24 protein-coding genes and 1 pseudogene are annotated in these 21,506 nt (G+C 42.0%); 14 read left to right on the forward strand and 11 right to left on the reverse strand.

All coding sequences use genetic code 11. The features are described from left to right. Positions 1–796: 796 nt before the first annotated feature. The gene (locus CJP72_RS12375; protein WP_162381509.1) at positions 797–1,498 is read right to left on the reverse strand and encodes a TIGR02391 family protein; all 702 of its coding nucleotides are present in this window, start codon (positions 1,496–1,498) and stop codon (positions 797–799) included. A gap of 247 nt (positions 1,499–1,745) precedes the next feature. Here CJP72_RS12375 and CJP72_RS12380 point away from each other — a divergent pair. The 7 genes and pseudogenes from CJP72_RS12380 to CJP72_RS12415 all read left to right on the forward strand — a co-directional run. Then, a pseudogene (locus CJP72_RS12380) lies at positions 1,746–2,083 on the forward strand (transposase); the annotation flags it as partial. 424 nt (positions 2,084–2,507) lie between these two features. Next, positions 2,508–3,740, forward strand: coding sequence for a PfkB family carbohydrate kinase (locus CJP72_RS12390; RefSeq protein WP_162381512.1), 1,233 nt, complete (start codon positions 2,508–2,510; stop codon positions 3,738–3,740). Between the two features lie 27 nt (positions 3,741–3,767). Further along, a complete protein-coding gene (locus CJP72_RS12395) occupies positions 3,768–4,700 on the forward strand; it encodes a dihydrodipicolinate synthase family protein (protein WP_162381514.1) in 933 nt (310 codons plus the stop codon). 65 nt (positions 4,701–4,765) lie between these two features. Next, complete coding sequence (locus tag CJP72_RS12400) at positions 4,766–5,719, forward strand: tripartite tricarboxylate transporter substrate binding protein (protein ID WP_162381516.1); 954 nt, start codon at positions 4,766–4,768, stop codon at positions 5,717–5,719. 61 nt (positions 5,720–5,780) lie between these two features. Next, complete coding sequence (locus CJP72_RS12405) at positions 5,781–6,218, forward strand: tripartite tricarboxylate transporter TctB family protein (RefSeq protein ID WP_162381518.1); 438 nt, start codon at positions 5,781–5,783, stop codon at positions 6,216–6,218. 9 nt (positions 6,219–6,227) lie between these two features. Further along, entirely contained in the window at positions 6,228–7,721 is a 1,494-nt protein-coding gene (locus tag CJP72_RS12410) for a tripartite tricarboxylate transporter permease (RefSeq protein WP_162381520.1), read from the forward strand. Positions 7,722–7,847: 126 nt separating this feature from the next. Beyond that, positions 7,848–8,186 (forward strand): hypothetical protein, encoded by a 339-nt coding sequence (locus CJP72_RS12415; RefSeq protein ID WP_162381522.1) that lies wholly within the window; start codon positions 7,848–7,850, stop codon positions 8,184–8,186. 119 nt (positions 8,187–8,305) lie between these two features. Here CJP72_RS12415 and CJP72_RS12420 read toward each other — a convergent pair whose 3' ends face one another. The 7 genes from CJP72_RS12420 to CJP72_RS12450 all read right to left on the reverse strand — a co-directional run bounded on the left by CJP72_RS12420 (position 8,306) and on the right by CJP72_RS12450 (position 13,345). Next, on the reverse strand, positions 8,306–8,959 hold the full coding sequence (locus CJP72_RS12420; protein ID WP_162381524.1) for a hypothetical protein: 654 nt from the start codon (positions 8,957–8,959) through the stop codon (positions 8,306–8,308). Next, positions 8,956–9,621 (reverse strand): hypothetical protein, encoded by a 666-nt coding sequence (locus tag CJP72_RS12425; protein ID WP_162381525.1) that lies wholly within the window; start codon positions 9,619–9,621, stop codon positions 8,956–8,958. The genes CJP72_RS12420 and CJP72_RS12425 overlap by 4 nt, the downstream gene beginning before the upstream one ends. A gap of 812 nt (positions 9,622–10,433) precedes the next feature. Further along, positions 10,434–11,591 carry a glycosyltransferase gene (locus CJP72_RS12430; RefSeq protein ID WP_162381527.1) on the reverse strand — a complete coding sequence of 386 codons (1,158 nt, stop codon included), beginning with the start codon at positions 11,589–11,591 and terminating at the stop codon, positions 10,434–10,436. 106 nt (positions 11,592–11,697) lie between these two features. Then, entirely contained in the window at positions 11,698–12,120 is a 423-nt protein-coding gene (locus CJP72_RS12435; protein WP_162381528.1) for a hypothetical protein, read from the reverse strand. A 14-nt stretch (positions 12,121–12,134) separates the two neighbouring features. Then, entirely contained in the window at positions 12,135–12,509 is a 375-nt protein-coding gene (locus CJP72_RS12440) for a hypothetical protein (protein WP_162381530.1), read from the reverse strand. A 15-nt stretch (positions 12,510–12,524) separates the two neighbouring features. Then, positions 12,525–13,055 carry a hypothetical protein gene (locus CJP72_RS12445; protein ID WP_162381532.1) on the reverse strand — a complete coding sequence of 177 codons (531 nt, stop codon included), beginning with the start codon at positions 13,053–13,055 and terminating at the stop codon, positions 12,525–12,527. Continuing rightward, positions 13,052–13,345 (reverse strand): helix-turn-helix domain-containing protein, encoded by a 294-nt coding sequence (locus CJP72_RS12450; RefSeq protein WP_162381534.1) that lies wholly within the window; start codon positions 13,343–13,345, stop codon positions 13,052–13,054. The genes CJP72_RS12445 and CJP72_RS12450 overlap by 4 nt, the downstream gene beginning before the upstream one ends. Positions 13,346–13,478: 133 nt before the next feature. On the opposite strand from CJP72_RS12450, the gene CJP72_RS12455 reads away from it, so the two are divergent. From CJP72_RS12455 to CJP72_RS12475, 5 genes are all read left to right on the forward strand, one after another. Beyond that, complete coding sequence (locus CJP72_RS12455; RefSeq protein ID WP_162381535.1) at positions 13,479–13,859, forward strand: hypothetical protein; 381 nt, start codon at positions 13,479–13,481, stop codon at positions 13,857–13,859. Between the two features lie 245 nt (positions 13,860–14,104). Next, the gene (locus tag CJP72_RS12460; RefSeq protein ID WP_238340058.1) at positions 14,105–14,530 is read left to right on the forward strand and encodes a DUF2787 family protein; all 426 of its coding nucleotides are present in this window, start codon (positions 14,105–14,107) and stop codon (positions 14,528–14,530) included. An 84-nt stretch (positions 14,531–14,614) separates the two neighbouring features. Beyond that, entirely contained in the window at positions 14,615–15,148 is a 534-nt protein-coding gene (locus CJP72_RS12465) for a hypothetical protein (protein WP_162381537.1), read from the forward strand. Further along, entirely contained in the window at positions 15,145–15,588 is a 444-nt protein-coding gene (gene radC, locus CJP72_RS12470; RefSeq protein ID WP_162381539.1) for a RadC family protein, read from the forward strand. Before CJP72_RS12465 ends, radC begins: the two co-directional genes overlap by 4 nt. A 37-nt stretch (positions 15,589–15,625) precedes the next feature. Beyond that, positions 15,626–16,549, forward strand: coding sequence for a tyrosine-type recombinase/integrase (locus tag CJP72_RS12475; protein ID WP_162381541.1), 924 nt, complete (start codon positions 15,626–15,628; stop codon positions 16,547–16,549). Here CJP72_RS12475 and CJP72_RS12480 read toward each other — a convergent pair. Next, entirely contained in the window at positions 16,524–17,045 is a 522-nt protein-coding gene (locus CJP72_RS12480; protein WP_162381543.1) for a hypothetical protein, read from the reverse strand. The genes CJP72_RS12475 and CJP72_RS12480 overlap by 26 nt on opposite strands. Before the next feature lie 256 nt (positions 17,046–17,301). Here CJP72_RS12480 and CJP72_RS12485 point away from each other — a divergent pair, with 256 nt between their 5' ends. Both CJP72_RS12485 and CJP72_RS12490 read left to right on the forward strand, forming a co-directional pair. Beyond that, positions 17,302–17,496 (forward strand): helix-turn-helix transcriptional regulator, encoded by a 195-nt coding sequence (locus CJP72_RS12485; RefSeq protein WP_162381545.1) that lies wholly within the window; start codon positions 17,302–17,304, stop codon positions 17,494–17,496. A 108-nt stretch (positions 17,497–17,604) separates the two neighbouring features. Continuing rightward, the gene (locus CJP72_RS12490; RefSeq protein ID WP_162381547.1) at positions 17,605–18,636 is read left to right on the forward strand and encodes a hypothetical protein; all 1,032 of its coding nucleotides are present in this window, start codon (positions 17,605–17,607) and stop codon (positions 18,634–18,636) included. A 342-nt stretch (positions 18,637–18,978) separates the two neighbouring features. On the opposite strand, the gene CJP72_RS12495 is transcribed toward CJP72_RS12490, so the two are convergent. Further along, positions 18,979–19,914 (reverse strand): hypothetical protein, encoded by a 936-nt coding sequence (locus tag CJP72_RS12495; protein WP_162381548.1) that lies wholly within the window; start codon positions 19,912–19,914, stop codon positions 18,979–18,981. Beyond that, positions 19,911–21,506 (reverse strand): hypothetical protein (locus CJP72_RS12500; protein ID WP_238340059.1); only part of this gene is annotated, 1,596 nt, incomplete at its 5' end. The genes CJP72_RS12495 and CJP72_RS12500, both read right to left, overlap by 4 nt.

The raw sequence follows: 21,506 nt of genomic DNA on the forward strand, positions 1-21,506 counted from the left end.
AACTGGCTCAAAGCTGAAAGCTTTACGGAACCCCCAGCCTAGCTGGGGGTTTTCAATGCATAATAAAAAAATCCACGCAATTGCGTGGATTTTATAATGTCTCCCAGTCTTCATGAAATTCAATAAAATCTCATGAGAGAGCCGGAATGATTCAAACGTTTAACCGTGATTTGCATTATATATCATTGATTACATTCAATTTTATTATTGACTTGTGTTTACTGCACTCACTTTTGTACTCATTTTCTCAAAAATGATAGCTTTCCAGTATGTTGTGTTTGTTTTTTAGCCGAAAATTAATCGTAAGCGTTGTTAGCTTCCACAACATCAGCGATTAAGAAACACTACACAATAGCAGCTTTCATTCCCAAACCACTTCTATTGTGGGGGGAGGGGTTACAAGCAGTGGTTACAGGTCTGGGTGGATCATTTGGATAATTGGTTATGAGTTGATCTGGATTATGCTTTCCCTAGTATCCATAATGGATAGATGAGTTACGTACCATCCAGTGTACCCAAGATGGTTATCTTCTGGGGAAGTGACCGTAATGGTCAGGTGATGTAGTCCATCTAAACGGACTTTATTGTGAGATAGTAAGTGTCAACTACCTTGACACTTACCGAGTGAGCTAGTTGTTCTATATTAGGTTGCTCGTAGATCACATTCCGTCAACTCCTGCTGGCTGGTAATGCCCCTTGTGTATCATGTATACCAGACTCACAAATAAAGAAATTGCTATAAATTCGCTTAATGCAAGAGAGCCAAATAGTGAGTCTATGGCAGATTGTTTGAAATTTAAGCACCATCATTCACTGTTGCTTTGTCCAGGGCTTTCAACAAAAGCGATACTATAGTTAGCATATCCAATGCTTCAATTGCTGAGATATTAAGTGATTTGGCCGTGTCATGAGCCGCAACATTGCGAAATGCCAACACCACACCTCTGGATATTTGTTCCATGCCTTGTTGGTAGTTTCGTTCCGACTCAGTCAAAAGAGCATTAAATTTAACATTTCCTCCCTTTGAGGAAAGCACTGACATCAAATCAGTACCGTCCCTATGGCTACCTGATTTATCTTGCAGGGCTTTGATATATGCCTTACAAGCTTCATGCACCGAATTGGTATAGTGTTTATTTAAAAACAATGCCTTAGCATGGATAATGACTTGATCATGATATTCACGCCCATCAAAAAATAACTCCCATTGACACCTATCACTTTCGTTAGCAAACCTGCCCGACAAATCAGGAATATCAATGCTGTAATGCTTAGCCATCTGTAGAATGACGGCCTCATTGATGCTTTTCAAAAAAGAGCTCAATCCAAAATTTGGATTGTACTGGGCTTGATTTAGTGCTTGCCTTATCGCGGTTGCTACATCATTCCCGCCAATGTCAAGTAATGACCTGGCAACTGCATAAAAATCATCCCCATAAATGTCAACTAATACAGTATGAAGTTTTTTTTGCAGAGCATCTTTTTGCAACCCATTCATATTTCACCCACTGCATCAAAAGGTTAAGTGTAAAGTGGTCTCTTTGCCCAGAAATAAAATGGGTAAAAGAGCTTTGCGGGTGGTCATATAGCGTCACTCGATCAGAATTTAAGTTCTTGTGTATTAACAATGCTATGTTGCATTTTCACCTGAAAACCACAAGCGAGAAGTTAGCATCAAAAGATTTATTTCGCTGAATTAAATTGGGATTATCGCGGTCAGATACTCTCAGCATGACCTGCATCCCCGATGCTATCTTGAGCTGCACGACGAAATTGCTGATTTGGATGTCATGATTGCGGCAATTGTCGATGAGCTGGCACCTGAACTGATTAAACGTAATGCTGTTGGATATGAAAGCGCTTCGCAGTTGCTGAACACGGCCGGAGACAATCCTCAACGACTAAGATCAGAACCAGGTTTTGCAGCGCTGTGTGGTGTCAGTCCTGTTGTTCCTGTCTCTTCTGGAAAAACAAACCGTTATCGACTTAACCGGGGTGGAGAACGTACTGCGGATAGTGCACTTCACACATCATCGCCATCGGACACTTACGAACTGACGCAAAAACAAAGGAATATGTCGCTGTTTCCGTGGTTCTCTTATCGAAGTCATGGCGATAACTGTCTTGTCTATTTGATTGTATGTGTAAATCAACCAACGTTGCAGGACATTGGTCTGTGTGTAAGACCAATGATCATCCATTTACGCACAGACAATGATGCCACTGCCGGGTTTTATTCGGAAGGTTACTGGCAGTGGGCTGAGTGTTTTAGGTACCACAGGTTGGTGCTAAGGCTGATACCCATGATGCTGGCGCTAGCGCGACAACCGTCTTGTTCATGGCTGTCAACACTTTGGAAACTATAACTAATAGCTGACATTGTACACGACATCGACATACTGAAAATTTGACCACATTTTTGTTTATTTTTGTTTGCTTGCTTTTTTTTTGAGTTGCTTCCCAGTAATTTTTTTCTTTAAGGAGATAATTATAAGAAAGGATATATCATGTACCGTGAATCTCGTCGTGAACATATTGTTTCTTTATTGCGTAAAAAAGGAAATTGTAGTGTTAGCGAATTGGCTAATTATTTTTCTGTTACCAAAGAAACAATTAGAACAGATTTAGAGTGGTTGCAAAACAGAGGTATTGTGCTGCGCCATCATGGTGGGGCATCACTAAAAACACATCGACTACAAAATTCATTACAGTACGATAACAATTTTAATATTAGTTTGCTAATGCACCAGCGTCAGCAAGGATTTGATTACTTGGCATCTGAGAATGAAAAAGGACATGCAATGACAGGAAAAGTTTGTGTATTGGGTTCATTTAATGTTGATATCGTTGCAAAAGTAAATCGATTTCCTCTGAACGGAGAAACATTAACAGCCCGAGAGGTCACCTTCGGTCCGGGTGGAAAAGGTGCAAATCAGGCTCTGGCCGCACATTGTGCCAGAGCTAAAGTACATTTTTCGAGTAAGGTTGGACGCGATCAGTTTAATATATTCGCCCGCAATCATATAGAATCCGTTGGGATGAGTTCATTTACACTTTATCAGACAGAAAGTGCGGCGACAGGCAGTGCAGTCATTTATGTCAATGATGAAGGAGAGAATATAATCGCTATATCTCCAGGTGCCAATCATCAAATAACTGAGGCTGACATTGTTCAATTAACGCCCTTTATTGCAGAGTCTGATGTATTTATAGTTCAAATGGAAAATAATACAAAAGCTACCCGCCTGGCTTTAAAATGCGCTAAAGAATTAGGAGTGACGACAATTCTTAATCCAGCTCCATGGTCTGAAGATGTCAGCGATTTACTTCCTTTTTCTGATATTGTTACACCAAATGAGACTGAAGCGACAGCGATGTCAGGCGTTCGAGTTCATGATATCCCATCAGCTATGCAGGCAGCCCGCCATATTTATGATGCTGGGAATTGCTCCACTATTATTACACTAGGAAAACAGGGCGTTCTTATTTTTGACGGTCAGCGCTACTATCATATTCCTGCATTCTCAGCTGTTGTGGTCGATACTACTGGAGCGGGTGACGCATTTAATGGTGCACTGGCTGCATCATTAGCTAAAGGTGAAAACTTAGTACAAGCCGCATATTACGCCAATGCTTTTGCCTCAATGGCAGTAGAGCAGGAAGGTGCTGCGAATATGCCTGATGGATCACTGGTTGCAGCACGAATAAAGCAACAGAATGTTATTGTTCACACATTCTGATTTATTTAAGGATAAAGGATAAAAAAGATGATAAAGATTGAGGGGATTATTCCAGTTATGCTAACTCCATTTACTGAGGATAATCGTATTGATTACCCCGGTCTGGAGAATTTAATCGACTGGTATATCGACAATGGTGCTGATGCTTTGTTTGCCGCCTGCCAGTCCAGTGAAATGCAATATTTGTCACTGGAGGAACGGGTTGCTCTGGCAAAATTTGTCGTTGGCTATACAAAACAACGCGTTCCGGTGATTGCCTCTGGCCATATCGCCGATGATTTGACCACACAAATAGCTGAACTTTTGGCAATGGCACAGACTGGCGTGGATGCGCTAGTACTGGTAACCAACCATCTGGACCCTGAAAATCAGGGTACGAGTGTCTTTAAACATAATCTGGATGCCATTATGGAGGCTCTGCCGCCTACAATGGCCCTGGGACTTTATGAATGTCCTGCTCCTTACCGTCGTCTCCTGACAGATGAAGAGTTGCTGTACTGTGCAAACAGTGGCCGTTTTGTGGTTCTCAAGGACGTGAGCTGCGATTTGCCAACCGTCGTGCGCCGTATCTCGCTGGTAAAAGATACCCCTATAGCCATTATCAACGCCAATGCCGCTATTGCCTGGGAGGCAATGCAGGCAGGCTCTAAAGGATTTTGTGGCGTCTTCACCAATTTCCATCCTGACCTCTACCACTGGCTCTATCACCATGGCGAACAACATCAGGGCACAGCAAATCAACTGAGTCATTTTTTATCGTTGAGTGCAGTATCGGAAACTATTGGCTATCCCAAAAATGCCAAAATTTTTCATCAGCGTCTGGGAACCTTTGCCAACGACCACTGCCGTGTCACGGCTGAAGATGTCCTGAAAAAATACTGGGGCCTCAGCACGATCATAGATCAGATTGCAGATGCGGCAGCATGGCAGCGCAAGCAGTTGGCAATGCTGAACAATTAATTGATAACTGGCGGCTGCTAACAGCAGCCTGATACTACAGTGAATACCTGACAGGAGTCTAGAACATGAAATTTGCACTCAAGAGTCTTGCTGTTGCTTCCTTATTTGTTTCCGCTTCCGCACTTGCGGCCTGGCCGGATAAGCCTATCCAAATCATAGTGCCGTGGGGAGCTGGAGGTAATACTGATACTGTCGCTCGCTTGGTAGCTGAAGGACTCCAAAAGCAGCTAGGTGCTAATGTTAACGTAGTTAACCGCACTGGTGGTGCTGGTGTGGTGGGACATGATGCGATAGCGAAGGCAAAACCTGATGGGTATACACTGGGCATCGCTACCGTCGAAATTGCTATGATGCATCACCAGGGTATGACTGCTCTTAGCTATAAAAATTACACCCCAATTACCCGACTTGCGGTCAATTTGGGGGGCGTCCAGGTTGCAGCAAATTCCCGCTTTGAAAATATCACGCAGTTAACCGATTACATTAAAGCCAATCCAGGAAAACTGAAAGCATCGGGTAGCGGACTGAACTCAGGCTGGCATCTGAATTTGATTGGAATGCTAGATAGTATGGGGTTACCTGCGAATTCAGTGACATGGGTGCCATCTGAAGGCTCCAGTGCAGCGCAAATGGAATTAGTATCCGGGGGCATTGATTTCACGACTTCTTCCCCGGGGGAAGCGAAGAGTATGGTTGACGCCGGAATGACACGGAACCTGGCGACCATGGCAGAGAAGCCGGAAGGTCTGTACAAAGATATACCTGTCTTCCAGCAGACTACACCTTATAAATACAGTCTTGCGACCTGGAACTCGCTGGTAGTTCCAGCAGGAACACCTGACGATATTGCACAAAAACTCATTGCCGCAATGAAAACCGTTTTCGCTGATGGCAAGTTACAAGAATTTGCTACAAAGCAGGGATTTGAGGTGTACCCGCTCTTTGGTGCAGATATGCAAACCTTCATGCAGCAGGAAGATGAGAAATACGGCAAATTAATTAGCAAATTAAAACAATAACTGTAAAAAAGCGGCAGTCCTTATTTACCACTGACTGCCGCTATCAGGAAGGAACAATGTCATGCGGACACTGCCGTTAACACCATTTTGCATTCTTATTTTCGCCATCACCATTTTCTCCATCAGCACATCACAATACGGTGGGGTAAATGAATATGGTGCTGGTTTTATGCCTACCACAATCAGTGCCTTACTACTGTTCTTTGCCGCTATTGATTTGGTCATGGAATTTAAAAAGCGCCATAAAAACCTTTCGACATTTAGCACGGCAGAATTCAAGGCACTGGCACTGGTTGTTGTCTCCGTAATGATGTTTGTCTGTTTGGTTGACATTATGGGTTTTGTGATCTGTTCCTGCTTGTTGTTGTTCACTTTGATGAAAGTCAGAGGCGTTAAGCTGCCGATGGCTGTTGGAGTAGCAAGTGCTGCGTCTTTAATCATCTATTTTGTGTTTGCCAGAGTATTGCTGGTTGCACTTCCTTCCGCTACCTGGTTATAGGGACGAGAGATGGATATCTTTTTTAAGGCGCTGGCATACATTGATGTCTGGGCCATTACTGCAATATTTGCTGCAAGCACATTTGGATTGTTCGTCGGCGCCATTCCCGGCTTAACATCAACTATGGCGGTGGCACTCATGGTGCCGTTTACATTTTTTATGCCACCGATTCCGGCACTGGCGCTGATGATCTCCATTGGTGCTTCATCGATTTATGCCGGTGATATTCCGGGTGCACTCCTGCGTATTCCCGGAACACCGGCGTCAGCAGCTTACGTTGCAGACTCCAATGAACTGGTAAAGCAGGGAAAAGTTAATCGGGTATTGGGATTAGGCCTGACCAGTTCAGTAATCGGTGGCATTATTGGCTCATTGATTTTGATGCTGGCGGCTCCGGTACTTGCAAAATTCGCGTTGAAATTCAGTTCCTATGAGTACATGTGGTTGTCACTGCTGGGATTAACCTGCGCCACATTGGTGGTTGGCAATCAACCGCTGAAAGGACTGGTGACACTTTGCCTGGGGTTGTTGCTGGCATGCATCGGTTACGATCAAATCTCTGGTGTACCGCGCTTTACTTTTGGTCAGGTCAGTCTCCTTCAGGGCGTGAATTTTATACCCGCGATGATTGGACTGTTCGCCGTTTCCGGGGCTATTGAGTATTACCGCGATCGGACCGTAGAAGTAAAACAAACGGTGCCGGAAACGCAGACCGGTATCAACCTTTTTCGGGGGATGGGACAGGTTGTACGGCAACGCAAACTAAACCTCGCTCGCAGCAGTATTATCGGGACATTGATTGGCGCACTGCCTGGAGCCGGTGCTGATATTGCAGCCTGGATTAGCTATGCTATCTCCAAAAAATTCTCAAAGAATCCTCAGCAGTATGGGCATGGATCAGAAGAAGCAATTGTGGATTCTTCCAGCAGCAATAATGCCAGCCTTGCCGGGAGTTGGATCCCATCGCTAGTATTTGGTATTCCTGGCGATTCTGCAGCCGCCATTATTATTGGTGTACTGTATATGAAAGATATGAACCCTGGGCCGACGCTGTTTTTATTCCAGGCTGATAAGCTCTATGCGGTGTTTATTTTGTTCCTGATTGCAAATCTGGCATTACTGCCACTGGCAACGATCGCAGTCAGTTTTATCAAGCGAATCATCTGGATTGATAAAGCCATTCTCTATCCTGTCATCTTGATTTTCAGTATCGTCGGAGCGTTTGCTATTGATAATTCGGTGACATCGGTAGTAGTTATGCTGGTGATGGGACTTGTAGGTTATTGGCTACAGCGAATGCAGTATCCTATTTCGCCCGTTATTTTGGGTATGATTTTAGGCCCGATGCTGGAAAAAAACCTGCTATCATCAATGATTAAATCGGACGGAGACATAATGGCGTTTGTCGAGCGCCCTGTTTCAATGGTCTTGGCGGCATGTTTTTTTATGGTGGTTGCAGTACAAATTATGAACATCTGGCGTTCTTGTCGTCGTTCTGCTTGATAAACAGATAGCTGTTGAGCTGTAAGTAAAAGAGTGGTGCTCTGTTTTGTATATGACCACGATAACATGTTTACTGCGATTTGGTAGTAATGCTGATTGCTGCATGCAGCAATCAGCATTTAGGTTGTGTCCATCATTTCCATATACATCATTGTTTTTGATCTGAAGCAGGCCAAATTGGGTACGCCTGCACCGGAAGCCTGCCATAAGCAGGGTATTACCGATGCCACGTTCTACCTTGCTGATAATTTACGCTTGAAGGTAAATAAATCAAAAATTCAAATACCAAATAAAGAACAGATAGTAAAAGCACTAGATGCATTATTAGGTGTAAATGGTACTGATCCTCATTGCTTCTATTTGAATATAGGTACACATGAAGAAGAGGAACTCTATGAGTTTAATAGTACTACGGTCAATACTATTATATCATTACTAAATGATCTTGAAGTGGCTATAAGATAAATTTTATATCTAAGCTATAAATAAAATACACTAAGCAAGATTTAGAGGTATATCTATCTTGGTTAGTAATAAATAAGTATATAGGGTATATATGGGTATACCCTATATGCAGAAAACACTCACTTACTAATAATAAAGCAATAATTGTCTATAGATGCTAGTTTTTCAATGAATAAATCGAGAAAATCATCAATTTTCATTAACTCAGCCTGATTGAATGCAATTGGTATTGTTGCCCTGTCGGGAGCAATAAGCCTATAGACAGAATAGTTCTTGCCCAGAGTTCTAATAATACCATTCCAGTACCATACATTACCCCCATACATATTACGATGGTCGATGCACAGACTAGTGATATCTAACAAGTGTTTTAGGATAACTAAATCTATATCGGTATCACTGATGAACTCGTTGTACCGATGATCAGCAACACGCCATGATAAAGGACAAATAGTGTCTACTTGACCTATACATAATGTGTAGTAGATAACCTGTTGCTTACTTAAATCTAAAATAACGATCTCAAAACAAGTATTATGTTGAAATTTTTTAGGGAAAAAACAATCCTCTGTTTTAACACAGATAATGTGGTCAGGGAACTTAATGCCCAAGTTGAATTTAGGTTTGTCTTTATAATGATTGTAAGCAGTTGCTGTTAAGTTAAAATGATGCCCAAATAAATAAAAATCTAACCATTCTTTCTCTGTTTGAAGGTTTTTAGATTTTAAAATACGGGTCAATGTTGCTTTTTCAAGCCTATCCTGAAAAGTCATTTTGCACCTCTTGATACTAATAACCTAACATTGGATAAATCGTCTGTTGACCAAGCTTCGCTCTTTAGGTGGTGCAGTTGATTTTCCGTGACAGGATATGTTTCAGACTGGATACCCGTAACCGTAGTCCTTACACAGTCAGTCAACACATAAACCAAGTCATTCTTATCGAAGGACATAGTAAGAATGTAATGCCATAAGGTAGCGCCTGCTTGCGTTTGATAGGAATCAGATAACAAAGATCTTTTGCTAGTTAAGAGGTATTTTAACATGATGTCTTTAACAAAGGTTTTAGGACACCTTGAATTATCTAACCTCCAAACAAAATTTTGATAAACAGCATTTATTTTCTTACACCTTAACTCTAAGTCAAGAGATAGTTCAACTTCCATGACGCTGTTAAAATATATTAATTCCTTAGATTTTAAATCTAATAAACCCAATTCAAAATCTCCATTTTTATATATTATTCTCAGCTCTGTATTATATGGTATCTGAATGTTATTAGGCCGGATTATTTCTCCGGAGTTAAGAAATAACTCGTAATATTCTTGATTGGATTTACAGTTATCGCTATTGCTCTTTCGAAGCATTGTTTTGTCATAAGAGAGCTTGTTTAAATAACCAAATAACCCAATAGTTCCATTAATAAGTTGCGGCATAAAGCACCTTAATGTGATAAATATATACGTAGACACCAATAAATTATCGGTATCCATCACAAACTATCCTTATATCTTCTCACTAGTAAGAAAACAGTAATCATCAATAACTAGATTATCGATAAATATGTTACTAAAGTCCTTTGATTTCATTAAGTTAGTTCCTGTAAAATCAATAGGATCTGTATCCCTCTAAAGGGGATAGTCTTATAGGCAGATGATATCCAATACTGATTCACTCAAACGTGACCCCTTGCTTTCGCTCGGAGTCGTGCCATTTCTTGGTCACGCCAGTACATAGCCATCACTCGACGCTGAGCCTTACTTAGGCTTCCGTATAGCTCTGCCTCTAGTCGTGCAGCGGTAGCCATAGACCTCCCACCCCCTCTTTCTTTTTTTATACAGCAATAGACGTAGTTTGAACGAAATTGAAAATTGCTTATATAAGCCTGATGAAGTTGCTGGATTGTGGTACCTTTCATTTAGTTATCCCCGTGCTATATATTTTTGTATCGTACGCTATAAGGTTGAATTCAACCTTATATTTTGTATCTGAACACAATATCATCTGCCTGAAAAAATACGCATATAATCAAGTTGCATCTATTTTAATAGATAAAATGCTAATTCCTTGCTGGTAGTTGACAGGAATAATAGCCATCTAATATATGAACTACACTTAGCGGATCACAAAACAAGAGAGTCTATTATCAGATAGCTATGTGGATTGATTTCATGTCGAATTTATAATACCTTTAAGTCACACTATGATTCCAAAATAATTCCGCGGTACCTAATTCATTCACTAGGGGTTAATCTTTATATAATTCATAGATGTCAATAATCTGTCGTGCCCTCTCTTTCCATGTATGATTCTGTGCTACGTCATACCCCTTACTTGCAACTGAGAAAGCCTTATCTTGATTCTGCATCAAATCTTTCAATCTCATGATAGCATCATCTAAGTTATTAGAGTCAAAGAATACACCTTCATCCCCATTAAATATTTCTTTATAGTAATGACTCTGGTGATTAACTATTACCGAACCGTTTAACATGGCATTAAAGGTACGCTCATGACTGCCGTAAGGGAAGAAACATACGTCATTTAACGTAAATTTATATTCTTGCATCTTCTGCAAGGTTTCTTCCATTGATAATGCACCTAGATAAGAAAAGTTTTTATTCCTTCCAAACATTTCCTTCCAGTTACCTCCACCATAGCAATCTATTTCAATACCGTTATCCAATAAGGTTTTGATAACCTTAAATCTGTTTTTAGCCCTGAAATACGTGTATACGTCAAACATAGACTCATACAGCTTCCTGAACTGTTCATTTTGCGGTAATAACTTTACAGATTTTAATGCGTTACGGAATGATTCCTCATAACTAAAACCCTTCATCAAACCATCATATAGGACTTTACTTAATAACGCCTGTTGACGATTGTTCGTGCTTTCCCAAGGCGCCTTTTTCGGATCTTCATAACACGTCGCTATATATAATAATTTATTGCTCCTGTTTATAAAATCAGATCTTTTTAATTTGAAATCTGATTTTATCCCGCCGTGTGGCAAGAAATATAATAAATTATTACCCGTGTTGTTTATTATATCCGCCGCTTCTAAATGTGATGCACAGACAAAAGTTTGAATGTGCCTTTTTATTGCGGAAGTTACTCGCCTGGTCTGATACTTAGGATGGTCAACAAAAATACTGAAAACCGTGACATTTTCTGTATTAATGAAATCAACAAATCCAGGATCTTCGGTAAAAATGCCGTTGAAGTTTAATATGAAGTCGAAGGGCTTTGATACTGCTTTATTTAGATCAACTAATCCTTCTTCTGTTAACATATCAATCATTGTAACTCGATGACTAAGAGATTTAAGCCCTTTCTCTACTTCATCAGCAAATAAACGTAAGGCATCGTACTGTGAAGCACCTTTAAGAAGAATAATGTTCATATGCATCTCCATTTCATATAAAAAATTAAACTAGGTTGCTATAAGAACGACATACTTGATACTATTCATCTTTATAGCAATGGCCTTTGTATTATCCGCGGGTTTATTATTTGGCTAATTTATATTGACCGTTAAAGACACTAGGGTCTCCACTCATACCACAAAATCCGCTACAGTCTCCTGTTAATATAACTTCACCAGTAAGTTCTGCTTTTTGTTCATGTATGGTCAGTTGAACCTTACAGGTATTTTCTTTTGAGGAATAAGTGTATTGATGTATTATTGCAGGTCCTGCATAAGCAGTATCATGCACGTAGTCACGAGGCTCTAGTTCTATATTACATACACCGCTCGCATCATCCGGGTACATTACACCATTTAAATGAAAGTTAGGTGTCTCCAAAGGGCCTTTTATCGTAATAGACGCCGCGCCTGGCTTTGTTTTGTTATTTAAGTCTTTAACCTTTTCCAAATCTTGTGCGTAACCTGTGGTTGTGAATGCGGCTAATACTAAGATTAAATATTTCATTTACTTCTCCTTGATTAATTATTCCATTTACTAGGTGTTATGTTATCAACCTTAGCAGTCACATAAATATTTTTGCCATCATCTGTCAATTGAACGGTGTAACTAATAGGGTACGCTAACTTGGCATTGGTATCCGTTACAAGCTTATTCTTTACAATAAGATTAGCGTTACAGGTACTTATATGAGTATCCTTGTTAACTTCCGTCGTCCTAATATCGGATATGGTAGCATCTGCAATCATATCCCTCGCAAACATACCGACTAAAATACTCTTAGTTTTCACGAGTTCCACTACAGTTTGTTTAGTAGATTCATCTCCACATTTAGGTGTTTTATCACCGCACCCTGTTAATAAAATCATGCTACCTAATAATAATATCTTTTTCATTAAGGACTCCCTCATTTAGTTAATACGGATATTCTTTGAGATCAATTTTGTTTTAGCTGGCCCGCGACTAGCTACACAAAAGTAGGCTAAATTAAAAGCAGAATATTTGTAATTACCTCTGCCTAATGAGGGGATATCCCTGAAATCATTTAACTCTTCTTCGCTATAAGGGGAGTCAGAGAAGTCGAATAAAACAAGCAATGCTTTGCCGTCATACTTCATGAGTTTCTTCATTTCGGTAGTCTGGATTGATGGTGATATAGAACCTTTCGTGGCAGTTTCACTGCGAACAGCAAACTCAACGGCAACGTCACCAATCTTAAAATCAATACGTCCCCAACCTGTTGCACCGTGCCCTGGTAACTCTGTTTCATATTCAGGGTGTACATCCTCACCAAAACACCCCAAAAGGTACAAACGAACAGGAAGTAAAAGTTCTTTTTCGTTCATTCCAGTTACACTGCGAGTCTTCATAAATTCTTTGTCATGGAAGGAATCAAACAGGTATTCAAAGCTTTCTACAACGTCCCTGATGCTGATTGTCATTTCTGCTCCTTGTCATTCATAAGTACGGTTGCTTTAGAGGATTTTCCTGTATAGCGGCTTGGCCATAATTGTTCGGGAGCCATGTTCAGGGCCTGAGCAATAATGCCCTCAGCCTTTGGATAGTGGCGTTCGAAGGCATTGTGTAGCGTTCTTGAGGCCAGCCCTTGGTCGCGTGATAGCTGTGCTAGACTTATTCCACGCTTGCGAAGAGCCGCCACAATATCGGCTCTGTGCCAGTCCTGAAGGGTTCCCTTAGTTCGCTTTTTTTGCGATGCTGTGAGCTGATTCACGGTATTAACTCCATTTACTTAGTACGTGATTATTAAAAGGGAGCTATCGGAAGCTTTCAATATTGCTTTTGTTTCCTTTTGTGATCTTTTAGGTAATACATTGATATTCTGATGTATTCTTATGGGAAGACTTATGACTGAACGAACAACTCTTTCTACCTCATCTAGAAATGATGAAGCAGAGCAGTGGCTGACGGCTGAGGGATTTACAGGCATAAAAGGAATGCCCTCGACTGCAAGGGGGGCACGTTTACGTCTGGAGAAGCTGGCGGAGTTGCACCCGGAGATAAAGAGAAAACGGACTGGTCATAAAGGGTTTGAGTATCATATTAGTGCTGCGGAAATGACGTTGAAGAGTGAAAGAAGTAATCAGCAGGGTAAGCGGGACGAGGGAAATGAACAATTAAACCTCTGGATTCAACTCTTCAAAACGATGAAACCTTCTTCACGCGAAAAAATGCTGAAAATGGTCATGGAACATGTAGCTTCTGAATTATCTTCTGATGCCAAATAATCCCTCTTTATTTAATTAAAACACCCCAACATATAATCAAAAGCAAATAATTTCTCTGTGAAACTATTTGCTTTGCAATTTATTTGTTGCTAATGTATGCGTCACTGGCTGGTTATATTAATGATTAAGTCAGTATCATTGCATCAATAAAATGACTGATATTAAACGTATCACTTTAGCTATAACTGAAACAATAATGGCTTATTCAGTTGTATGCCTTAATTAAAATAAATGGAAAATTTAATATGAAAGCTGAAATGCATATCCATCAATCCAGTATAAACTTACCCATAAGTCCCGCCTTTATTAATGTCCTGCATAGTGAATTATCACACTGGCCTGATTATACAGCAACACAATCAGTTATCTTTAATTTTCGTGATGATGGCTATTCCAGTGAAAGTGGTGGGTTTCATCCAGTCGAAATAAGATTAATATTGCGCAATGGAATATGGAATTTTGATTATCTGACTGACTTTAGCTACATGGGGCACCCGTACCCGGAACTTGAAAAAGAATTTGATGTGAGCTGGTCACAAGGTTATGTATGGCATTATATGATGGGTGATATGAAGACGGAGGATGGGGAGGAATTGTTTGAGCTCTGGCAGAGAAACTTTATTCGATACTGGAAAGCAAAAGTTTATACAGTGATTACATCATGGGAATGATTATTGAAATTTAGCATGTAAGTGAAGTAACCCGCGCGCAAGATAAATATTATGACGTCATAATCAATAAATAGTGATTCAGTAATGAAAGATAAAGTAATGCCATCACGGCAGGGCGATCTGGACAGCTTATGTGGTTTTTATAGTGTCGCCAATATGATGTGCTGGTTATATGGAAATAAGATAAAAAGGAAAGCATTATTCAAATCATTGCTGCAACGTTATAGCCAGCACTGGCCTCTTCTGGAATGTTTAACTGCTGGCATAGGCTCCTCGCAAATGGATCTGTTGCTTGAGCATCTGTCACAGGGCCGATACAAAAAATATCCCACCACGATTACCCAGCCTTTCAAGTTACAGAAACCATTGAGTAAGAAAAAAATCCTGCGTGGTATTGAGCTTTATTTAGAGGGCAACGATAGTAGGGCAATAATTCTACGCGATCAGTTTCACTGGTCAGTCATTATTCATGCTGATAGTCAAAATTTATATTTCTTTGACAGCAGCAGTTACAGGAAAAAAGCGCGTAGCAGGTATTCACTTCGTTATGAGGAAGGGAAACTCCAGCTTTTCCCGGATGGAATCTACTTTATTGAACGCGGAGACGTGAAACCATGAGTCCTGATGAACAAGCTATTGTCCAGCAAGCCAAACGTATACTGGCACGACAGGTATGGAAAGGGCGCAAACTGCTTTCACCTCATGATGTACGTGATTATTTGTTACTCCGGCTGGCTCACTATGAAAGAGAAGTGTTTGGTATGTTTTTGCTGGATAACCAGCACAGGGTTCTGGCATTTCATGAACTGTTTCAGGGAACCTTAAGCCAGACGATGGTTTATCCCAGAGAGATAATCAAAGCCACAATCCAGCACAATGCAGCAGCACTCATCCTTGTCCACAACCACCCCAGCCACGTGGCTTCTCCCAGCGATGCAGACAAACAAATAACCCAAAAAATCAAACTGGCTATGGAACTGATGGACGTGAGGGTTCTGGACCACTTTATCGTTGCTGGCGACCAGACGGTTTCGATGGCCGAACTTGGGCTGGTGTGAAAGTAACTTGGTTTAACATGTATTAATGAGACCAACTATGAGCAGATTAAAATTAGCAGCGCAGCAGCAGGAAACCAGCGTGGTTGATGTTTACTTGAATGGACTGGCTGCCAGCGGAAGGAAAAGCATGTTCAGCTTGTTAAACCTGAGCGCTGCGATCCTGAAGAGCAAAGGCACTGCCAATAGTTATGACTGGACGCAGTTACGCTATGAACACGTGGCTAGGGTCAGGGCAACCCTGCTTGACAATACTTACGCCATAGCAACGGTCAATATGGTACTGGCGGCACTGAAAGGTGTCGCACAAACCGCTTTCAACCTACAACGGCTGGATGCTGAATCACTTGCTCGTATTAAGACAGTGAAACGCGTTAAGGGCGATAATGGTAATAAAGGTAGGGCGTTGAGCCGGGAAGAAGTGAAAAAGTTGACTGGTGCTGCGGGGAAGCATCCGCAAAAGTTGCGCCAGCAGAGGGACAAAGCCATTGTTCTTACGCTGTGTGGTGCGGGGTTGCGCGTTGGCGAGCTTGTCGCGCTGGATATAAAGGACTATTGCCCGAAAACGCAGACACTGACGGTACGGCAGGGAAAAGGGCGAAAGCATCGTCAGATTACAGTGTCGCCCATGGTTGCCCGTGCGATACAGGCGTGGCTGAAAGTGAAGGGCGACGGTAACGCAATATACACCGGTATCTGTCGCAGTGGTCTTGTAAGCCAGAAAGCGCTGACACCCGCAGGCGTTACCGTCATCCTTAGCCAGTTAGCTGAAGTTGCGGGGCTGGAAGCATTTACTCCTCACGACTTGCGCAGAACCTTCATCACCCGGTTACTGGAACAGGGTGCTGATATCAACATTGTGCGGCAGTTGGCGGGTCACAGCGATATCAGCACTACCGTGTTGTACGATTATCGTGCATGTGCTGTGCGAACCGGAATTAGTCAGCGCTTGATATGCTGTTAGGGGCAATATTATCTAATTCATGAATTTTTTTAATCACTTTTTTTTCATCCAAAAGAAGAATGATGGATTTATCGGTCCAATTGCAGGATGTACCTTCATTTAACAATGCGCGTGGTGTACGGCGCTTATCATTTTTCATTTTTTCTATGATTTCATTATCAGAATAATATTCATCATGTCTCAAATGACTGACGATCTTATGCAATTGGTAAAGTTCTTTTGCTACTGGCGATTTTGGATTATAGCCAAGTATGCTGAACTCTCTGTTGATGAGATGAATTATAGCGATTGAGTATATTTCTACTAAATTCCTTTTCTTTGCTTCTGGACGGGGGTATCCCAAATTCTCGCACAAATTGGCAAGCCTTTTATGCGTTATTTTATCTAACCGGGCAGTTACCTTATTTTCCCCAAGATCGTCAAGTTTCTTTCTCCTGTTCTCTTGGTAGCCAATATCTCTTTTCCGGCGTTCGTCTTTGCTTTGTGGTTTACCCATTAGTCTGCTCTCCCATTGCAAGTAAAGATCTGATGATCAGATGCCTGAGAATATAATCTGATGATCAGATGATGAAATTTTTATCTGAAGATCAGATGTTGATAGTTCATTCTATGCCTCAACGTGCTCACTGTACATGATCTGATTCTCAGATCTGAAGTTCAGACTAGGTTTTTTTGCATGAAAATCACCGAAAAAACGGATGTTGTAAATGCCGCTATGTGCTACTCCTGCACGTAACTTAAGGCGTAAAGCAATGAAAAACGTACATCTGATATCTCTCAAAAAACTCCTGGAAATCTACCCTGTTTCCCGAGCCACAATTTACCGGCAGATCAAAGCTGGGTTGTTACCCGCTCCGGTTCAGATCGGAACGCGCCGTGTTGCCTGGCGTTTGGATGAGATTGAGCGACACATAGAGAACTTGCAGAAAGTGCAGTTGGTCGGGTGATGCAACGTTAGTTCCTCTAATAGCCCGTTATGAGTACACAATAGAAACTGAATAGGGAGCTTATGAAAAACCAGCATGGTTCTCTATTCCTTAAATTAAGGGATTGTTATGTTATTAAATAAGAAGAATGTAGAACGCAGCAAATCTCTGAGCATCGGGTATAGCAACAAAAATCATGAAATGAAGATGCGAGCTGATAAATTAACAATGGTGCTGAATGTGGAAGTGGGAATAGATTTATATGAACGCCTCATTAAGAGGCTAAAGCGAATGGGCGAGGGGGAATGGGAGCACTATGAAACTAGTTTAATCAAATGTAAGCGCGAAAGCAAAAGGCCGAGTCGTTATCGTCGGGCGGTCACCGTCAGTAAAGGTGGTCGGATGTTCATGCATATTGGTTTCGAACCTATAAATAAGAGTAATAGGGCTATGCGTATTGATATACGCCCTCAACACTTAACTTCTGAAGAAATGAATAAGCTAATCATGTGGCTGGATAAACGTATGAAAGGAGAGTTATTACCGCTGTTAGATACGGCATGGGTAACACAAGTTGATGTGGCATTAGATCTTTATGGTTGCCGTCTGGATGACTATATATGGGGCGTCCACAATACATCAAAAGATGACAGTTATATCAGCGAGAATGGATTGCCGGGAGTTCGTTTGGGAAGCGTTAGGTCGAATCTGCATATGCTGGTTTATGAGAAAGTGGAAATTACTGGTACAACCCGCAAGTTTCGTGAGGTCGATGGGGATCTGGATATCAATCTGAATGACCATCCTCGGTTTTTACGTATAGAGGCTCGCATAAGGCCAGATGATAAACCCGGAAGTAAGTGGAAGGCACCCTTGATGCTGAAAGAATTGATTAAAATTAGTGATCCGTTTGAGCGTCTGGAGGTGTATTCAACAAGACTGGATACCCATTTGGAGATCGATAAGTTCTTCCGGGAAAGGCCGAAGAGCTTTACTCTTAATGCATGGAAACGGCATATGGGGCGTGCCGAGAATACGACTCGCCTCTCAAGGAGGATTGAAGGCACCATTGAGAAACACAAGATCGAATTATTTGATAAGGAGTTGGTCTGGAAGCAATGGGGTAAGTGCCTAGAATCTTTAGGTTCATTAGTAAAGTAATAACATGGTAGCGATACCAGATAAGAAATAGCGATAATGACAGTATGGGCAGGGATGCCCTTACTGTAAATAGTGGATGAATGTTGCAAGTTTTATTGTGCTGATTCTAGCTCTCTACCCCTGATTCTACTTAAACAGCCGTATCCTTTTGCGCACATATTCGAGCGCCAGTGCGACGAGTTTTGATCACGCATTCCCCTGCTCACTGTTTTAACATTAACAGGGTTTCAAAGTATCCTAAATACTGACCCACTATGCCAGTTGGTATTGATGTTGACAGCGTGACGGGCACTCAGGCCCGCCACAGTATGGTATCTTAAATACCGCGCCAGTCGCAGTATGTTATTCAATAAACTGCTGCACATCCGCTTCGTAAGCGTTTTTAATAGCTTGCTGGCTGGAGCGGTCGTAACCCAGATACGCTAATAACAAATTTCCTTCGGAACGTTTCATTTTATCGAAATGCTCTTCGAGCAGTTCCAGTAATTTACAGGCGTCATCATTGGCGACAAACCCCGTTTTATAATCATTCACGTAAAGGTAGCCTTTGTGATGCCACAAGCTTGTTACGTTGCTCCATAAAACACGGAACTTGTCAGGCTCCCCGCCTAAGCAGGTAATATCATCGCGCCCTAACATAATCCCATGCTTCCCTGAGCCCCACAGCGTGGTATCAAACAAGACCTTACCCATAGAAAAATAAAGAGAATTGTCCCGGCACGCCTGATCAAAGTTTTTCCAGCGCTTTTTACTGGCATCTTTTCTAAACGATTGCCATGAGATACTGGCATTTTTTCCGTCGCACAGGTGATCCGGAACGTTATCCAGGAAGTCGACCATAGTAAGTACGTGCTTCTGGCAATAGCTAAGCGTGATTTTTTTCAGGCCGTTAATATAGTCATCTCTTTCAATGATTGTGCCGTTGCCGCTGTGCTCCGAGAGTTCTTTACCCTGCTGTAGGGCTTCCAGCATAGCTGCCGCCTGCTCTTTTTGTGAGGCTTCACGCTGGCTGAGGCTGGCATCTTCATAGCGTTTCAGGCAGAGTATGAGCGGCTTCAGGTGCTGGCTGAAAATCTCCCAATGATTTTTGCTTTTATCGACTGCGAGTTCGTTGTCGATATATTGTTTTGTCAGGTAGTTAATAAGGCTGCTGTCGTCTTTGAAATCGGTAAATTCTTCATCACTGCGACGATCCTTTTTTTTCTCTGTCGCCGAGGCATTGGCTACAGAACCTGAGATCGCGCTTAAGGAATCCATTAGTGTTTTAAGAAAACTCATTTATCCTCACTACCCAGATTATTTTTGATTGTATTTAAAATTTGTTTAGCTTCAGCAATATCCTGCTGCTGATATTCGATATTGGCTTCTGCATACAGATGCCTAATAAAGGCATCTGTCTCATTTTTCAGTGAATCAACCGACGCTCTCAGCGCGTTGCATGAATCCTGCCAGTAGCGCGTGATATCCGCTTCCACATTGCTTAACGTATTACTGGATTCCAGCCCCTTAACAACTGATTTGGCGAGTGCCTTTTTCCAGTTTGCGAACAGTCGATAGACCAGCAGCCCTACAACCGCGGCAATAGCTACGCCCCATGCCACCGGGCCACCAGTGGCGGCAACGAGAGTTGGTAATGTCGTGACCGAACTGGTAATCCCTAGGGAAGTCAGCACGCCAGCCGCTTTGCCAACTAAAATATAGGCACCTAAATTGCTCGATATAGTTGCCACGTAACCCGCCATAGCGCCGAAGCTGGTTAATCCGGCCATACCTCCGACGAAGGCGGAGTAAGCATCAAAGTCGGAGGTGGCGGAAAGGGAAATATCAGTCTCCGGCATTCCCGCGCGGGCAGCGCCTTGGGCGGAAGGCACGATTTTCTGCCAGGCCTGGACCACGCTTTCCACCTCAAGGCTGAACCTACGGGTGCTCTCTTCCATTACGCGACGAAATTTGCTTTCGAAATGATTACCCAGCGCTTTATTAATAGCCCGTTTCGCTTCATCTTTATCTTCAAAGCGATTGTCGATGAAACGGTACATACTCTCTTCATTGCAAAGCGAGTAGAAAATATCGCGGATGCGCTCAATATCTTCTTCGGCGTAGCGGGGACAGAAGTTACTGATTTCAGTAAAGCGAGCAATTAACGCGCCGGAACCCTCGCGAAATCGCGCATCCTGTTGCTCAATATCCTCCTTTCTTTCCTGAACAGAACGGCTACTCTGCTGTAATTCCTGCAGCGCTAATGCAATCCTGTTTTGGATGCGTTTATGGATGGTCTCTATCCGGTTGTTAATCAGCGCAGTTCGATTGGCAAGGAGATAATTGATCACCTCTTTCAGACGGGCATCAAAGGCTTCGCAATATTGTCTATTTTCCCGGAAGAATGGCAGCATTCTGCTGGCCCAGACAGCGGCGTCGGGCCGTAGTAATTTCTGTGGATGGCTGGGATTATTTAACTGATGCTCCCATTCATCATACAGGGTATGCGAAAAGGTTTTCGTCAGGTGATTCGCGGCGGTACGAAACGTTGTATGGTTCGCTTCGGCGGTAATTTGATCGTAACTGTGGGTTTTTAAGATGATCAAATTCGCCAGCGGCTTGTCTCCTTCCAGAGGCACCTTATGCATTAAAATATTTTGTAAGAACTCCGGATCTTCGTCACGCATAAATTTGGTGGTAGCAGATGCGAAGATAAGGCCATCTACCAGCGAAATTGCGCTCATGGCTTTGGCTTTATCGTTAAGGATTTCTTCGCTGGAGCATCCATCAATTTCATCATACATTTCGGGTTCAATTAATTGCCCTGGTGGGTGATGCTGCCAACTTACTGATTTAGTGTATGATGGTGTTTTTGAGGTGCTCCAGTGGCT

Source organism: Citrobacter sp. NCU1, from assembly GCF_010231475.1.
Taxonomy (GTDB): Bacteria; Pseudomonadota; Gammaproteobacteria; order Enterobacterales; family Enterobacteriaceae; genus Citrobacter_D.

Bases quoted from the DNA above. Each gene is read 5' to 3' on its own strand.
- CJP72_RS12375 (WP_162381509.1), bottom strand. From the start codon at position 1,498: ATGAATGGGTTGCAAAAAGATGCTCTGCAAAAAAAACTTCATACTGTA.
- CJP72_RS12390 (WP_162381512.1), top strand. From the start codon at position 2,508: ATGTACCGTGAATCTCGTCGTGAACATATTGTTTCTTTATTGCGTAAA.
- CJP72_RS12395 (WP_162381514.1), top strand. From the start codon at position 3,768: ATGATAAAGATTGAGGGGATTATTCCAGTTATGCTAACTCCATTTACT.
- CJP72_RS12400 (WP_162381516.1), top strand. From the start codon at position 4,766: ATGAAATTTGCACTCAAGAGTCTTGCTGTTGCTTCCTTATTTGTTTCC.
- CJP72_RS12405 (WP_162381518.1), top strand. From the start codon at position 5,781: ATGCGGACACTGCCGTTAACACCATTTTGCATTCTTATTTTCGCCATC.
- CJP72_RS12410 (WP_162381520.1), top strand. From the start codon at position 6,228: ATGGATATCTTTTTTAAGGCGCTGGCATACATTGATGTCTGGGCCATT.
- CJP72_RS12420 (WP_162381524.1), bottom strand. From the start codon at position 8,959: ATGACTTTTCAGGATAGGCTTGAAAAAGCAACATTGACCCGTATTTTA.
- CJP72_RS12425 (WP_162381525.1), bottom strand. From the start codon at position 9,621: ATGCCGCAACTTATTAATGGAACTATTGGGTTATTTGGTTATTTAAAC.
- CJP72_RS12430 (WP_162381527.1), bottom strand. From the start codon at position 11,591: ATGAACATTATTCTTCTTAAAGGTGCTTCACAGTACGATGCCTTACGT.
- CJP72_RS12435 (WP_162381528.1), bottom strand. From the start codon at position 12,120: ATGAAATATTTAATCTTAGTATTAGCCGCATTCACAACCACAGGTTAC.
- CJP72_RS12440 (WP_162381530.1), bottom strand. From the start codon at position 12,509: ATGAAAAAGATATTATTATTAGGTAGCATGATTTTATTAACAGGGTGC.
- CJP72_RS12445 (WP_162381532.1), bottom strand. From the start codon at position 13,055: ATGACAATCAGCATCAGGGACGTTGTAGAAAGCTTTGAATACCTGTTT.
- CJP72_RS12455 (WP_162381535.1), top strand. From the start codon at position 13,479: ATGACTGAACGAACAACTCTTTCTACCTCATCTAGAAATGATGAAGCA.
- CJP72_RS12460 (WP_238340058.1), top strand. From the start codon at position 14,105: ATGAAAGCTGAAATGCATATCCATCAATCCAGTATAAACTTACCCATA.
- CJP72_RS12465 (WP_162381537.1), top strand. From the start codon at position 14,615: ATGAAAGATAAAGTAATGCCATCACGGCAGGGCGATCTGGACAGCTTA.
- radC (WP_162381539.1), top strand. From the start codon at position 15,145: ATGAGTCCTGATGAACAAGCTATTGTCCAGCAAGCCAAACGTATACTG.
- CJP72_RS12475 (WP_162381541.1), top strand. From the start codon at position 15,626: ATGAGCAGATTAAAATTAGCAGCGCAGCAGCAGGAAACCAGCGTGGTT.
- CJP72_RS12480 (WP_162381543.1), bottom strand. From the start codon at position 17,045: ATGGGTAAACCACAAAGCAAAGACGAACGCCGGAAAAGAGATATTGGC.
- CJP72_RS12485 (WP_162381545.1), top strand. From the start codon at position 17,302: ATGAAAAACGTACATCTGATATCTCTCAAAAAACTCCTGGAAATCTAC.
- CJP72_RS12490 (WP_162381547.1), top strand. From the start codon at position 17,605: ATGTTATTAAATAAGAAGAATGTAGAACGCAGCAAATCTCTGAGCATC.
- CJP72_RS12495 (WP_162381548.1), bottom strand. From the start codon at position 19,914: ATGAGTTTTCTTAAAACACTAATGGATTCCTTAAGCGCGATCTCAGGT.